The sequence below is a fragment of the Pseudomonas sp. EL_65y_Pfl2_R95 genome (genome assembly GCF_963971045.1).
GTDB lineage: Bacteria > Pseudomonadota > Gammaproteobacteria > Pseudomonadales > Pseudomonadaceae > Aquipseudomonas.
Genome location: NZ_CAXAOV010000005.1, coordinates 128,199 through 143,670 on the forward strand (window position 1 = coordinate 128,199; position 15,472 = coordinate 143,670).

The following is a 15,472-nucleotide window of genomic DNA, read 5'->3' on the forward strand; positions in this document are numbered from 1 at the left end:
AGTTACCAATCAGCGCGGAGCAGCCACCGCTATACCCGCACCGAGAAGCTGCTTTCGGGTTGATTCAATGAGTGACAATGCACCAGGCGTATCGCTGTGGATACATACGGAATCAAAGGCTATGGCGATGTCATCGCCCTCGACAGTGCGCACACAACCCTCTTCACAAGCACGCAAAACTTTGTCCGCGACATGCTGTGGATCCAGCGCATTAACCTGACGGGCAAACACAATTGAACCGCTATTGTCGTAGTCACGGTCGGCATAGAACTCACGCACCGTTGGCTGCCCAACTTCTTGGGCAACTAACCAAGAAGCCGAGCCGTCCATGCAGAACAACATCAACTGAGGGTCAAGCTGCTGAAGGGTTTCAACAAATAAACGCGCACTAACCTCGTCGCGCGCCAAGTGCATATACAGCGCCCCGTGGGGTTTGATGTGCTGCAGCTGCACACCCTCAAGTCGGGCAAACTCACGTAATGCGCCAAGCTGGTAGAGCATGTCGTTGATCAACTCTTCAGCCGGGGCATTGATATGACGCCGGCCAAAGCCGACCAGATCGCGAAAGCCTGGATGAGCGCCAATTGCAACGCCGTGTTGCTTAGCAGCAGCAACGGTGCGACGCATAATGTTCGGATCACCGGCATGGAAACCGGTGGCGATATTTGCCGAGCTGATGAGCGCCATAATTTGCCCATCAACACCATCTCCAATAGTCCATGGACCGAACCCTTCGCCCATATCCGAATTCAGATCAATTTGATTCATTTAACCCAGCACCTCGTTGTAGGTTTCGATGAAACCGACGTTAAAAGCTGAGACAGGTATTGGGAAGATCAATTATTTGATAGGGTGTGTTCTGAAAAACAGATACCTCTGCACAGGTCCATGCCATGGCTTTTACTCTGCGTCAGGTCCGCTACTTCATTGCCACAGCCGAAGTTGGGCAAATCTCACAAGCCGCAATTCACCTGAATATCTCTCAATCGGCTGTCACCAGCGCAATACAAGATCTGGAGAGCCTGCTGGGAGTCAGCCTATTCATACGCTCCCCACAAGGCATGAATCTGACTGACAACGGCAGACACTTCCTCAATCACGCTTATTCCATTCAAAACAGCGTTGACGAGGCACTGCAGAGCCCACTGCCAGATATAGGAATAAGTGGCAGCTTAAGCGTTGCAGCCAGTTACACGGTGATGGGTTACTTCTTGCCCTATCACTTGCAGCGATTAGCTCAGTGGTATCCAAGCATGGCAGTCAATCTGTATGAACAAGAACGTAAAACCATCGAGCAGAGCTTGTTGGATGGCAGTCTGGATATGGCGGTTGTGCTAACTGGAAACCTACGCCATCCAGAGATCGCAGCCGAACCGCTATTTAACTCTGAACGAAGGCTTTGGTTGCCTAATCGCCACCCGATAAGTGAACGCCCATCAGTTGGTCTAGCTGAAGTGGCCAATGAACCCTTTATTCTGCTTACCGTCGATGAAGCAGACCAAACTGCAATGAGTTATTGGCAACAGATCGGCCTAAGTCCAAAGGTAATTTTACGGACCAGCTCAGTAGAAGCAGTCCGTAGCATGGTGGCGAATGGTTCAGGAGTCGCCGTGCTGTCCGACTTGGTTTATCGCCCTTGGTCGCTGGAGGGCAAGCGTATTGAAACCATCTCCCTAACCGACGCTGTACCCTCTATGAGTGTTGGCCTTGCGTGGCACAAGAACAAAGCATTCACCCCGACCATGCAAGCCTTTCGTGAGTATTTCCGCCATTCGTTTTTAGCACCTCAGTTGATCAGCGCCAAACGCTGAAACACCAACCGGGCCGAAATCGACCTGCTCAAGGAGGAGCATTATGGTGATGTTGCCCTGGCTGAAACATCAACTTGCAACCCTTCAACCCTGCTTGAAGTGCTTGCTCTGTGACGAAACCAGCGAGAGTACACGACTGCCCCTCTGCTCCGACTGTGAGCGCGAGTTGCCATGGTTGCGCGAGCACTGCACGGTCTGTGCTCTGCCTATGCACAGCCCTGACTTGATCTGCGGCGACTGCCAAAAACAACCGCCATCGTTCACCACGGTCATCGCGCCCTGGAGCTACAGTTTTCCGATCGACAGCATGATCAATCGCTTCAAGCATCAGGCGCAGTGGCCTCTGGGGCGGCTGCTCGGCGACTTGCTGGGCGATTATGTGCAGCACAGCTTTGATCATGGCTTGACCCGTCCCGACGTGCTTTTGGCCGTCCCTCTAACGCCACACCGCCAGCGTCAACGGGGTTTCAATCAGGCGCAGATGCTCGGTAAAAGTTTAAGTAGCCAGTTACATACGCCCCTGCAACAGCATGTGCTAGCACGAATAATCGAGGCACCCGCCCAGCAAGGCTTGGATGCGCTCAGTCGCAAAAAAAACCTGCGCAACGCCTTTGTGGTAAAGCCAGATGCAGGCCTCCATGGCCTGCACATCGCACTTGTCGATGACGTACTTACCACCGGCGCCACGGCCCAGAGCATAAGCCGCCTGCTATTACAGGCAGGCGCTGCACGCGTGGATATTTATTGCCTGGCCCGCACCCCAAAACCCGGCAGCCTACTTGACTTGTATTGAGCCAGTCGCCACCGTTGAAGTCTTCTTTTCACTCGTTAAGCCGTTATGTCGCTGACTTCAGTTCTTGCCCAGTACATTGTTCGTCGCCCACAGCGTATCGCGTTGCTCCAGCATATTGCCGAGCAAGGCTCGATCACCCGCGCCGCCAAAAGCGCAGGGCTCAGCTACAAAGCGACTTGGGACGCGATTGATGAACTGAACAACCTGGCGAAAAAGCCGTTGGTTGAACGCAGTGTTGGCGGCAAAGGAGGTGGCGGCGCACGTTTATCGATAGAAGGCGAGCGGGTGTTACGACTTTACCAACGGCTGCAAGCCCTGCAGGCGCAGGTATTGGAAGCCACTGAAGATATTAGCGACCTCGACCTGCTCAGCCGTCTGATGCTACGTACCAGCGCGCGCAATCAACTGCACGGTCAGGTCGTCAGGATCGACAGCCATGGGCGCAACGATGAGATACACCTCGAATTGTCAGGCGGACAATGTTTAACCGCGCAGATAACCCACGACAGCACGCAAACCCTTGAGCTGGAAATTGGCAGCCAAGTGATTGCCTTGATTAAAGCCGGCTGGCTAGAGTTGCAAGCGCCGCATCAAGCCAACACGCTCGGCTATAACAGCATGCAGGGCAACATCGAAGAACTGCTGAGTGCGCCCGGTAGCCCCACTGAAATCAAAATCACCCTGCCCAGCGGACAAACACTGTGTGCCCTGGCGGAGCCGTCGCTGCTAGAAGCCTTGCGGTTGGCCATTGGCAGCAAGGTGCAGGTGCAATTCTCACCGACCCACGTGTTGTTAGGCACGCCGCTCTAAAACCGCGTTGCAACCATTTCGTCACAGACGCTGATTAAGGTACAGCCATTCTTGGCACGGAGCCTTATTGCAATGAAGCGTTTAGAAGACAATCAACTGACCGACCTTGAGCACATCACCGGCATCAGCCGCCGCCGTTTTATCAGCGCCGGTGCCTTGTGCGGAGCTGCCATGTTCCTGGGCGGCAACCTGCTCAGCCGCAGCGTCATGGCCGCAGGCGTCGGCAGCGCCAACAGTGCGCTGCTTGGGTTTGACAGCATCGCAATCTCCACCGCAGACAGCATTAGCCTGCCTGCTGGCTACAAATCATCGGTATTGATCAGCTGGGGCCAGCCTTTAGCCGCCAATGGTCCGGCATTTGACCCAACCAGCAAAGACTCGGCAGCCGATCACGAAGTCCAGTTCGGCGACAACAACGACGGCATGAGCTTTTTCCCGTTCGCGGACGACGAAAATCGTGCGCTGATGGCGATCAACAACGAGTACACCAACTACCGCTACCTGCTCGATCACGGCAGCACGCCGAAGTCCTCCGAGGATGTGCACAAGTCGCTGGCCAGTGAAGGTTTGTCGGTGATCGAAGTGCAAAAAGTCGATGGCAAATGGCAGTTTGTACAGGGATCGAGCTACAACCGCCGCATCCACGGCAACTCGCCCATCCGCATGAGCGGCCCAGCTGCTGGTCATGACTGGCTGAAAACCGCAGCCGATAAAACCGGCGAGCATGTGCTGGGCACGTTCCAGAACTGTGCCAACGGTAAAACCCCTTGGGGCACTTATCTAACGTGCGAGGAGAACTTTGACGATTGCTTCGGCAGCACTGACCCGGCTCACCCATTCGATGAGGCGCAGTTACGTTACGGCGCCACCACCACCGGCGATGGCAACGACTGGCACCTGCATAATCCACGCTTCGACATGGCCAAGACGCCTAACGAGTTCAACCGCCATGGCTGGATCGTCGAGATTGACCCGTTCGATCCCCAATCGACCCCGATCAAGCGCACCGCGCTCGGCCGCTTCAAGCATGAAAACGCAGCATTGGCCGAAACCAAAGACGGTCGCGCGGTGGTCTACATGGGCGACGATGAACGCGGTGAGTTCATCTACAAGTTCATCAGCAAAGACAAAATCAAGCGCGGCAACGGCAAAGATGAGGCCAAACTCAACCAGCACATTCTTGATCACGGCACGCTCTACGTTGCGCGTTTTGATGCAGGGGACAAAAATCCCGACCGGCCTAAAGGCCACGGTACGTGGGTCGAGCTCAGCTTTGGTAAAAACGGCTTGGATGCCAGCAATGGATTCAACAACCAGGCCGAGGTGCTGATCCATGCGCGCCTGGCCGCCAGCACAGTGGCAGCAACTCGGATGGACCGCCCGGAATGGCTGGTCGTGAGCCCTAAAGATGGCAAGGTCTATTGCACCCTGACGAACAACATCAAGCGCGGCCAAGCCGAGCAACCGGTAAACGGGCCGAATCCCCGCGAGAACAATCTCTACGGGCAAATCCTGCGCTGGCGCGAAGCCAATGATGATCACGCCTCAACCAGCTTCGCCTGGGACCTGTTTGTAGTTGCGGGCAACCCCGTGGTCCATGCTGGGCTTCCCACCGCTGGTTCAGCGAATATCACCCCGCAAAATATGTTCAACAGCCCCGATGGCCTGAGTTTTGATGACGCCGGTCGCCTGTGGATTTTGACCGACGGTGACACCAGCAATACCGGTGAGTACGCCGGCATGGGCAACAACCAGATGCTCTGCGCCGACCCGGACAGCGGCGAGATTCGACGCTTTATGGTCGGCCCCGTGGGTTGCGAAGTCACGGGTATCGCTTTTGCGCCGGATCAACGCACCTTGTTCGTTGGCATTCAACACCCAGGCGAAGCTGGCGGCTCAACCTTCCCTGAGCACCTGCCTAACGGCAAACCGCGTTCGTCGGTCATGATAATCAGCCGGGAGGATGGCGGCATCATCGGCAGCTAAGCGCTTCGCGGCCACAATGGCGGATCGACAAGTGTCATCCGCCTGACAACACCAACCTTGTCCACTAAAGCCTGCTCACCTGCGTTACCATGCTGGGTCGAACGCGGCGGCCTGCTGCGCGCAGGAGATTTCATGTCCCATCCTTTTGCAGCACTCACTCCAGATTTGGTTCTCGACGCCGTCGAAAGTATCGGCTTTCTCAGCGATGCCCGGGTATTAGCCCTGAACAGCTACGAGAACCGGGTCTACCAAGTTGGGATTGAGGATGAGACGCCTATCATCGCCAAGTTCTACCGTCCAGACCGCTGGACCGATGCGGCGATCCGTGAAGAACACAGCTTCACCTTCGAGTTGGCAGAGTGCGATGTCCCCGTGGTTGCGCCCCTGCAACGGGACGGCGAGACCTTGTTTGAGCACGCCGGCTTTCGCTTCACCTTGTTTCCACGTCGCGGCGGCCGCGCGCCTGAGCCTGGCAACCTCGACCAACTGTATCGCCTCGGCCAACTCCTCGGCAGGCTGCACGCCGTTGGCGCAACCAAGCCCTTCAGCCATCGCGAAAGCTTGAAGGTCGAGAACTACGGTCATGCCTCGCTAAAGACCTTGCTCGACGACGGCTTTATTCCCAAAAGCCTGCTGCCGGCTTATGAGTCGGTTGCCCGCGATTTGCTCAAGCGTCTCGATAGCCTATTCGCCAATAATCCAGTCACCGCGATTCGCCTGCACGGCGACTGTCATCCCGGCAACCTGCTGTGCCGCGATGAAACCTTTCACATGGTCGATCTTGATGACTGCCGCATGGGCCCGGCGGTGCAGGACCTGTGGATGATGCTTGCCGGTGAACGCCACGAACGCCTTGGCCAACTGTCTGAGCTGATGGATGGCTATCAAGAGTTTCATGACTTCAACCCACGCGAGCTGCCGCTGATCGAAGGCCTGCGTTCCTTGCGCCTGATGCACTACAGCGCCTGGCTGGCAAGGCGCTGGGATGATCCAGCCTTCCCCCACAGCTTTCCTTGGTTTGGCACTGAACGCTACTGGGGTGAGCAGATCCTGATGCTTCGCGAACAGCTAGCGGCCTTGGATGAAGAGCCGCTAAAGCTGTTTTAAGGGGCTGGGTAATTAACGCTTAGCGAGCTTGGCCTGACTTTTTTCAAAGGTATAAAAAAGGTTGGGCTCGCTGATCAGGTAAAGATTGCCCTGTGCATCCATGGTCACGCCTTCAGCTTGCGCAACGCTCTGCTTCACCTCGCTGAGGCCACGAATAAAGGTGCGACTGCTGACTAAGTCGCCGTCCCCATTGAGTTCATACAAGGCGTTGCTTTCGTCACTGAGCACAAGCAAATGCCCGGTCCTGGCATCGTGATGCACCGCCGACAAGTCAGTCGAAAACACACTGCGATTGACCCATTCGGTGAGGTCTTGAATATCCAACTGCAGGTTTCCTTTCAGACTTTCACGCACACCACTCACCACATAGAGCTGCCGCGGATCGCGTTCCTTAACGATATACAACCGGTCAAGCTGCGCATCGTAGTCCACCCCTTCAAAGCCTTTGTTCTTGCCTGACTTGGTCACGCCAATAGTCACCGAGCGAACGTGCGCCCGGTTAATCGGGCCGGGGGTTGCGGGCAACTGGATAAAGCACACGCTGTGGCTACGCTCTTCCACCACGGCGACAAGCCCATCGCCCATATAGCTAATGTCTTCGGTGTCTTTAAAGCCAATGAGCGGATAGATAGCCGACACATCGCCCTGCTTGCTCATCGCGACGATGCGCATCTGGCCAGCGTTATTTATGGCCAGTAACTGGTCGTTATCGAAGTCGTAGGTGATGCCGGAAAGGTCACTGGCTATCTGAGCAATAGGTTTAGCTTCAATGACAGCGCGGTAGTCAGGCAGCCACACCGCATTGTCATGCAACTCATCGAACTGAACCCAGTGGAGCCAATTGAAATACAGACGCTCGGCCAAACGCTGTGAGTTGATGACATAAATCAAAACCCCCAAGGCCAGCAGCGCATAAATGAAATGCGTTCTGGATCTGACAAAGAGGTTTTTTTGCTGCGGGCCGAACCAGGATGAACTACTCATTAAATGAATCACCTGTTGGGAATAAAACGCCACCTCATCAGCTCTTGAAACCGCCCCAAGGTCTTTTGAACGGGCGATTCAGATTGATCAGTGGCACACCTCCAAACAGTGTCTATTGGAATGATGACAGGCATAGGATTGGCACAGGCGCAGATGTAACAAAAGGCTTACGCTTATTCCTGCAATCCCCTGCAATTAAAAGCTGAGTTAACAGACAAATAGCGCCCCATGGGCATAGAATTAGCAGCCGTTCGTTAGCACCCTAACCAAGGATCTCCATGTCCACCGCAAACCCGCAGCGCGGGTACATTCTGGGCCTCAGCGCCTATATCATCTGGGGCCTGTTCCCGCTGTACTTCAAAGCCATCGCTGAAGTGCCTGCGCTGGAAATTGTTGTCCACCGTGCTGTCTGGTCGGCAATCTTTGGCGCCTTGTTATTACTGGTCTGGAAGCATCCCGGCTGGTTTCGCGAGCTGCGCGAAAACCCCAGGCAATTTGCGGTGCTGGGCTTTAGCGGCCTGTTAATCGCCAGCAACTGGATGGTGTATGTCTGGGCGGTCAATCATGGACGCATGCTAGAGGCCAGTCTCGGTTACTACATCAACCCACTGATTAACGTCTTGCTTGGCTTGGTCATTCTTGGCGAACGGCTACGCCGCCTGCAATGGATAGCCGTGGGCTTGGCCGCGGTGGGTGTGCTCCAGCAACTGTGGCAGGTCGGCAGCATTCCCTGGGTATCATTGGTCTTGGCACTGACATTCGGCTTTTACGGTTTGATCCGCAAACAGGCACCGGTCAAGGCCTTGCCTGGCTTGGTGGTTGAGACCTGGATTTTGCTACCCCTGGCAATTGCCTGGATTGCGCTCAATCCGAATGCAGTGAGCAGCCACGCCGAGTTCTGGTCCACCTCTGAGGCGTTCTGGCTGATTGTTGCCGGGCCGATTACCTTGGTGCCATTGGTGTGCTTTAACGCGGCGGCCCGGCACTTGCCCTACACCACATTGGGTTTTCTGCAGTACCTCGCGCCGACGTTGGTCCTGCTACAAGCGATCTTCTTGTTTGGCGAGACATTCGACTCCAGCAAATTGCTGGCCTTTATCTGTATCTGGGCCGGATTGGTGATTTACAGCATTGATGCATGGATAACCATTCGTCGATCGAAGATCCGCTAAGGCAAACAGCTTGGCCCCCTGCGACCCAGGCGCAGGGCGGCATAAGGTATTGGGCGGGTTGGCACCACGAAAGTGCCCACCCGTTTACCTCCAACCCGATACCTAAGCTACCTGAGCGGGACAAGAAAGACCCTGAGCAGCGCCGAAACGGCTGATCAAAAAACAATCAACCGGCGGCACGCCTAGTCTGCCGTGGCGTGCAGCCAGTCATCCCAACCTTATCCACAGAACCATCCCCGGCCTTTGTGCACAAGCTATTGAAACTGTTGGTTTTTTAACCATATCAGCAAGAACAACGCAGCACTAAAGGGCCACCCAACTAACCTCAGGTTATCCACAGCCCTACGCACACAGACCGTGGATATGTTGTAAGCGTCATTAATGATCGGTTCTGATATTCAGCTCAACCATCAAGTCATCCGCCAGGGTTTCCAACTGAGCCTTAAGCTCATCGAGCGATAGCCCTAACGGAACGGCAAGCATCGATTCCGCATGAAATAACGGTTCGCTGCTCATCGGCGCTGGCATTACCTCGGTCTGCAGGCTCTCGACGTTTACCCCAAGCTCGGTCAGCAAACGGGTGATATCACGCACAATGCCGGGCCGATCATTGCCAACCAAGTCGAGCATAATCGGCTTCCAGGTACAGGAAGGCTCCGCACCACTTTCCGCCAATAACACCCGAATACCGTGAGCATTCAGTTCTTGCAGCGCAGACACCAATTCGGCGTGCGACTCAGCTGGCACCGCCACACGCAATATCCCGGCAAACTGCCCAGCCATACGTGACATGCGGCTCTCAAGCCAGTTTCCGCCATGGTTGGCTACACACTGCGCAACCCGCTCAACCAGCCCCGGTTGATCCTGAGCAATAACGGTCAATACCAGATGATCCATTGCAGACCTCTCTCTCTTATCCAATTAAAGCGGCGCATCCAGGCACCCCGCTGCAGTTTCGACTACTGGTCCGGCAGTGCCAGCCAGTAGGTATAAAACGCCTCATCCCGAACATACCCCAGTCGCTGGTAAAGCGCTTGCCCCGGGTAATTATTCTTTGCCGTCTCCAGTTGCAGACCGCAGGCACCCGAGGCTTGGGCGTGATCACGCGCGGCATTCATTAACGCCTCGGCAATGCCCTGACGCCGCGCAGCAGGGTTCACATAGAGATCGCTAAGCAACCACATCGGTGCCAACGCTAACGAGGCATAAAGCGGGTATAGCTGCACAAAGCCTTGCGCATTACCGGCATCGTCGTAGGCGACAAATAGTGTTGAGCTGCCCTGCTCGATCCGCGCCGCGAGAAATTCGCGCGCAGCACTGAGGGGTTTATCAACCTGATAAAAAGTTAGGTAATCCGTGAATAAACCGCTCAACGGTTCAAGATCGTCTGCAGCTGCCTGAATAATGTGCATGCTTAACATTCCAGTGGCCTGCAAGCAGTATAGGTGCCCTGCCATTGTGGCGGGCGGAAACGGCAAAGAAGATCAACGCAACAAATCGTGTACCGTTTTAGCTGTTTTATGAAACAATATTATCTGGTTTTGCATGCACAACGTTCCAGCCGTGACTGCTAAGCGATTCTGGGTCGCATAACGACGCGACCCCACTGATTTTCCATGGATCTTGATGTAGTATGCCGCGGCTTGGACTACAAGACTGAGTCCCCAAGTCCGAAGCGGCTATTAAGTAGAGCTGAGCAGAGTGAGGCAAGTGATGACTGAACGCGTTCAAGTCGGTGGCCTGCAGGTCGCCAAAGTGCTGTTCGACTTCGTTAACAACGAAGCCATTAGTGGTACCGGTATTTCCAGCGAAAAATTCTGGACCGGCGCCGAGGCGGTAATTAACGAACTCGCACCGAAAAACCGTGCCTTGCTGGCCAAGCGCGACGAAATCCAGGCTCAGGTGGATAGCTGGCACCAGGCTCGCGCCGGTCAGGCCCATGATGCTGTTGCCTACAAAGCATTTCTTGAAGAAATCGGTTACCTGCTCCCAGAGCCGGCTGATTTCCAAGCCACCACCACCAACGTCGACGAAGAAATCGCCCGTTTGGCCGGCCCGCAATTGGTTGTGCCGGTCATGAACGCGCGCTTTGCCCTGAACGCATCCAACGCCCGTTGGGGCTCGTTGTATGACGCGCTCTATGGCACCGACGTAATCAGTGAAGAAGGCGGCGCAGAGAAAGGTAAGGGCTACAACAAGGTTCGTGGTGACAAGGTGATTGCCTTTGCCCGTGCCTTCCTTGATGAAGCCGCCCCCTTGGCAGCAGCCTCGCACGCTGATTCGACGAGCTACAAGATTGTCGACGGTAAACTCGTTGTTGGCCTTAAAGGCGGCAGCAACACCGGCTTGCAGGATGACGCCCAGTTAGTGGGTTTCCAAGGCGACGCCAACGCGCCGATTGCCGTGCTGCTCAAGCACAACGGCCTGCACTTTGAAATCCAGATCGATGCCAACACCCCGGTGGGTAGCACTGACGCAGCGGGCGTTAAAGACGTACTGATGGAAGCTGCGCTAACCACCATCATGGACTGTGAAGATTCAGTCGCTGCTGTTGATGCCGACGACAAGGTAGTGATCTACCGCAACTGGCTGGGCCTGATGAAAGGTGACCTGGCCGAAGAAGTTGCCAAAGGCGGAACCACCTTCACGCGCACCATGAACCCCGACCGCGTCTACACCAAGACCAACGGCGGCGAATTGACCTTGCATGGCCGCTCACTGTTGTTCGTGCGCAACGTCGGTCACCTGATGACCATCGACGCCATCATCGACAAAGACGGCTTTGAAGTGCCAGAAGGTATTCTGGACGGCTTGCTGACCAGCATGATCGCCATGCACAACCTCAACGGCAACACCAGCCGCAAGAACACCCGCACCGGCTCGATTTACATCGTCAAGCCGAAGATGCACGGCCCTGAAGAAGTCGCCTTCACCAGCGAACTGTTCAGCCGCATTGAAGACGCCTTGAGCTTAGCGACCAACACGCTGAAAGTCGGCATCATGGACGAAGAGCGTCGCACCACGGTCAACCTCAAGGCGTGCATCAAAGCCGCCAGCGAGCGCGTGGTCTTCATCAACACCGGTTTCCTCGACCGCACCGGTGATGAAATCCACACCTCAATGGAAGCTGGCGCCGTTGTGCGTAAAGCCGCCATGAAAGCTGAAAAGTGGATTGGCGCTTACGAAAACAACAACGTTGATGCTGGCTTGGCCACCGGCCTGCAAGGGCGCGCGCAAATCGGCAAGGGCATGTGGGCCATGCCTGATTTGATGGCCGCGATGCTTGAGCAGAAAATTGGTCATCCGATGTCGGGCGCAAATACCGCGTGGGTTCCATCACCGACCGCTGCAACGCTGCATGCATTGCACTACCACAAGGTTGATGTGTTCGCTCGTCAGGAAGAACTGAAGAGCCGCACCCCAGCCTCGGTTGATGACATTCTGACCATCCCTCTGGCCAGCGACACCAACTGGTCGGCCGAAGAGATTCAGAACGAACTCGACAACAACTCTCAAGGCATCCTCGGTTATGTCGTACGCTGGATCGACGCCGGTGTAGGTTGCTCGAAAGTGCCGGATATCAGCGATGTGGGCTTGATGGAAGACCGCGCTACCCTGCGTATTTCCAGCCAACTGCTGGCCAACTGGCTGCGCCATGGCATCGCGACAGAGGAGCAAATTGTTGCCAGCCTCATGCGCATGGCACCTGTGGTTGATCGTCAAAACGCCAACGACCCGACGTATCGCCCACTGGCGCCAGACTTCGACAGCAACATTGCCTTTCAGGCAGCGCTGGAATTAGTCGTAGAAGGCGCCAAGCAGCCAAACGGCTATACCGAGCCGGTACTGCACCGTCGCCGCCGTGAGTTCAAGGCTAAAAACGGCCTCTGAGTTAAGCGCAAAAAAGAAACCGCCCATTTGGGCGGTTTCTTTGTTTAAGGCACAAACAAATAAGCACGCGTATGGCCCTGCAATTGCTGGCCATTACCCTGGTTTCAAATCTGAAAAATTCTTTCAGATTCCCCTCCCCCCGCGCCAGCGCTGAAATAATTGAACACATGAGCAGGTTTTGCAGTTCGCCAGCAGCGGCATGAGTTGGACCAAAGCCCGCCGGTGCTATGACGCCGAGAGCTAAACGCTCCAGCCACGCCAGAACCGTGCAAACCAACTCAGTATAAAACCGAGCTTGCTCCGCCTGAATATCAGCATTTAGCCACTCCTGCTAAGTGGCGTTTACTCAGCAGGCAGCCGTACTAGTTTCCTCTGAGCAGAGCCTATCAATGCCCTTAATGCATAGGCCGCTCGCCCATTTTAAAGATGGCTACTGTGACTTCATATTCTAATTCGTCCCTATTGTTCTTGCGCAAAAGGGCTCTATCGCTGGTGCAATCGGCACGCCCTTTGTGCTTTATCGCATTAACGTGCTCAAGCGCGCTTGCCGCCCAACCCGCGAGCTATGACCAACTTGTTATCGGCGCGCGTAATGGCGACGTTGTGCCAGCACTAAATTTTTTGCGCAACGTAAACAAAACCCAAAAATCCCAGCTCTATGCCAGCGACCACATTCTTATCGCTGGCTGGGCCGGGCTTGACCAGGAAGTCGTCAACCAATATGAACGCAGTCGTGCTTACTTGACTGCTAATGGCGATGTGCTGGAAGCGGTTGCCCGTGCCTATCGCAACTTACAGCGCTGGCCAGAGGCGCTAAATACTTACAGCAAGGCATTGCAACTCAGACCTGACGACAACGGTGCACTCGTTGGTCGGGTCATGACCCTGGCTGATTCAGGAAAGCAACGTGAGGCGGTGCGCCAAGCTCAAGCCTTAGTGGCTAAGCAACCGCAGAGTGTTGATCGCCGTCTGGCACTCGGCTATGCCTATTTGCGCAATCAACAAACATACAGCGCCCTGCGTGAAGTAGATGAAGCGCGCTTGCTCGCACCCGAAAACACCAGCGTAAAGCGCGAATACTTGCTGGCTTTACAGCGCGCGGGCGTACACAGCAAAGCACTAGAACTCGCCGAGAAAAATCCAGAACTGGTCAACAGCGGTGAGTTACGCGCACTGCAAAGAGCGCGGGTTGCCGACTATGTACGCCAGTCAGATTTGCCGACCGCTAAAGAACATGAGCGCTTCAATCAGGCTGACAAGGCCATTGCCGAATCCGACAGGTTACTCAAGGCGTGGGCAACCGATCCCCTCGCGAAAAACGATGCCAAGACCCTGCGAATTGACCGCATTGGCGCACTGTATAACCGCGCCTACATGCAAAAGGTGCTGGATGAATATGAGCATTTCAATGCTCAAGGCGAGCAACTTCCAGCCTATGCATTGCGCTGGGTGGCAGGGGCCCAACTGTATTTAAAACAGCCTGAAAGCGCCGCCCAACTGTATGAGCAGATTCTGGCCGAAGGCGATAAGAAGTCCCCGGCCCGCCTCTCTGACCTGCAAGCACTGTATTACGCATTAAACGAAAGTCAGCAGGCGAGTGCCGCCGCAAAGCTTGTACCAATAATTGCCGATCAACCGAAACGGGTCTATCAAAAAGGCTTGCCCCAGGGAAAAGCCAACCCCGACTGGCTAACTGGCAAAGTCATGGAGGTCAGCGCCGCCCAGTCAAGTAACGACTTGAACACTGCCGAGGCAAAAATACAGACCCTAGCCAACAGTGCGCCGGGCAATACAGAGCTGCGCACGATGCGCGCCGATATTTTTTCGGCTCGGGGTTGGGCACGCCGCTCAGAGGCGGAACTGAAAGAGGCCGAAAACATTTCACCGCGCTCTATCGATGTTGAAATCAGCCAAGGTTACACCGCCCAGGCACTGCAGGAATGGCGGCAGTTCGAACTGTATGCCGATGATGTCTTTTCACGCTACCCGGAAAGGCTTTCAGCGCAACGGCTCGAGCGAGCACGCCAGTTACACAACATGGCTGAGCTGAGAGTCTCGAGCAATGGCGGTATAAGCCCTGACAACACAGTCACTGGCAGCGGTGACTTTGGTCTCGATACCGTTCTGTACAGCTCGCCGATCGATTACAACTGGCGTGTGTTCGGTGGTCTGGGTTACAGCCAGGGTGAATTTCAGGAGGGCAAAGGCCGTAACCGCTATGAGCGCGGAGGCGTTGAATGGCGCGGCCGCAATCACACATTTGCAGCCGAGATAAACAACCAGAATTACGGCCAAGGTAATAAGCAAGGGTTTCGACTCAGCGCCGGCCATGAAATCAACGACTACTGGCAATACGGCTGGTCGCTGGACTGGTTGTCTCGCGAAACACCCTTGCGCGCGTTAAACAGTGACGTTACCTCCGACAGCGTTTCAGGTTACCTGCAGTGGCAACAGAACGAGGGGCGCAAATGGCGCATTGCTCTGTCTCCTCAGCGGTTTGATGATGGCAACAACCGCATCAGCGGCTCGGTCTCAGGTGAGGAACGGGTTTATACATCACCCAAGCTGATTGCCGACGCCCTGCTCGATGTCGGTACGAGCCACAACAGCCAGCCCGCCGAAGGTCCATATTTCAGCCCGGAAACTGACTTCAGCATCATGCCTGGCTTACGCCTTTCCCACTCGTTGTATGAACGCTACGAGCGGACATGGAGCCAGCAGGCGCAGTTCGGACTGGGCAGTTACAACCAGCGCAATTATGGCACCGACCCTATCGGCTTTATCAGCTACGGCCAGCGAGTGAACCTGGACGATCAACTCAACTTTGGCGCAACCGCCTCTGGACTCAGTCGCCCCTACGATGGTGAGCGCGAGACGGAATACCGGCTTGTATTTGACCTTTCGTACCGTTTTTGATG

Annotated in this window: 12 protein-coding genes; 8 read left to right on the top strand and 4 right to left on the bottom strand. The window is 55.3% G+C overall.

Going from position 1 to position 15,472, the window contains the following annotated elements; translation table 11 throughout:
* Positions 1-9 precede the first annotated feature (9 nt).
* On the bottom strand, positions 10-768 hold the full coding sequence (locus AACY09_RS16390) for a 5-oxoprolinase subunit PxpA (protein ID WP_339489519.1): 759 nt from the start codon (positions 766-768) through the stop codon (positions 10-12).
* Positions 769-893: 125 nt separating this feature from the next.
* On the opposite strand from AACY09_RS16390, the gene AACY09_RS16395 reads away from it, so the two are divergent.
* From AACY09_RS16395 to AACY09_RS16415, 5 genes are all read left to right on the top strand, one after another.
* A complete protein-coding gene (locus tag AACY09_RS16395; RefSeq protein WP_339489521.1) occupies positions 894-1,811 on the top strand; it encodes a LysR family transcriptional regulator in 918 nt (305 codons plus the stop codon).
* Positions 1,812-1,854: 43 nt separating this feature from the next.
* The gene (locus AACY09_RS16400) at positions 1,855-2,604 is read left to right on the top strand and encodes a ComF family protein (protein ID WP_339489522.1); all 750 of its coding nucleotides are present in this window, start codon (positions 1,855-1,857) and stop codon (positions 2,602-2,604) included.
* A 45-nt stretch (positions 2,605-2,649) separates the two neighbouring features.
* On the top strand, positions 2,650-3,414 hold the full coding sequence (locus AACY09_RS16405) for a TOBE domain-containing protein (protein WP_339489523.1): 765 nt from the start codon (positions 2,650-2,652) through the stop codon (positions 3,412-3,414).
* Positions 3,415-3,486: 72 nt separating this feature from the next.
* Positions 3,487-5,400 carry a PhoX family protein gene (locus AACY09_RS16410; RefSeq protein WP_339489524.1) on the top strand — a complete coding sequence of 638 codons (1,914 nt, stop codon included), beginning with the start codon at positions 3,487-3,489 and terminating at the stop codon, positions 5,398-5,400.
* Between the two features lie 132 nt (positions 5,401-5,532).
* On the top strand, positions 5,533-6,507 hold the full coding sequence (locus AACY09_RS16415; protein ID WP_339489525.1) for a serine/threonine protein kinase: 975 nt from the start codon (positions 5,533-5,535) through the stop codon (positions 6,505-6,507).
* Positions 6,508-6,519: 12 nt separating this feature from the next.
* On the opposite strand, the gene AACY09_RS16420 is transcribed toward AACY09_RS16415, so the two are convergent.
* The gene (locus tag AACY09_RS16420) at positions 6,520-7,491 is read right to left on the bottom strand and encodes an SdiA-regulated domain-containing protein (RefSeq protein ID WP_339489526.1); all 972 of its coding nucleotides are present in this window, start codon (positions 7,489-7,491) and stop codon (positions 6,520-6,522) included.
* Between the two features lie 278 nt (positions 7,492-7,769).
* Between AACY09_RS16420 and rarD the strand changes: the two genes are divergently transcribed.
* Positions 7,770-8,663 carry an EamA family transporter RarD gene (gene rarD, locus AACY09_RS16425; protein WP_339489527.1) on the top strand — a complete coding sequence of 298 codons (894 nt, stop codon included), beginning with the start codon at positions 7,770-7,772 and terminating at the stop codon, positions 8,661-8,663.
* A 378-nt stretch (positions 8,664-9,041) separates the two neighbouring features.
* Here rarD and AACY09_RS16430 read toward each other — a convergent pair whose 3' ends face one another.
* Both AACY09_RS16430 and AACY09_RS16435 read right to left on the bottom strand, forming a co-directional pair.
* Entirely contained in the window at positions 9,042-9,560 is a 519-nt protein-coding gene (locus AACY09_RS16430; RefSeq protein WP_339489528.1) for a glycine cleavage system protein R, read from the bottom strand.
* A 62-nt stretch (positions 9,561-9,622) separates the two neighbouring features.
* Complete coding sequence (locus AACY09_RS16435; RefSeq protein WP_339489529.1) at positions 9,623-10,075, bottom strand: GNAT family N-acetyltransferase; 453 nt, start codon at positions 10,073-10,075, stop codon at positions 9,623-9,625.
* Positions 10,076-10,376: 301 nt separating this feature from the next.
* On the opposite strand from AACY09_RS16435, the gene AACY09_RS16440 reads away from it, so the two are divergent.
* Both AACY09_RS16440 and pgaA read left to right on the top strand, forming a co-directional pair.
* The gene (locus AACY09_RS16440) at positions 10,377-12,554 is read left to right on the top strand and encodes a malate synthase G (protein ID WP_339489530.1); all 2,178 of its coding nucleotides are present in this window, start codon (positions 10,377-10,379) and stop codon (positions 12,552-12,554) included.
* A 426-nt stretch (positions 12,555-12,980) separates the two neighbouring features.
* A complete protein-coding gene (gene pgaA, locus AACY09_RS16445; protein ID WP_339489532.1) occupies positions 12,981-15,470 on the top strand; it encodes a poly-beta-1,6 N-acetyl-D-glucosamine export porin PgaA in 2,490 nt (829 codons plus the stop codon).
* Positions 15,471-15,472 lie beyond the last annotated feature (2 nt).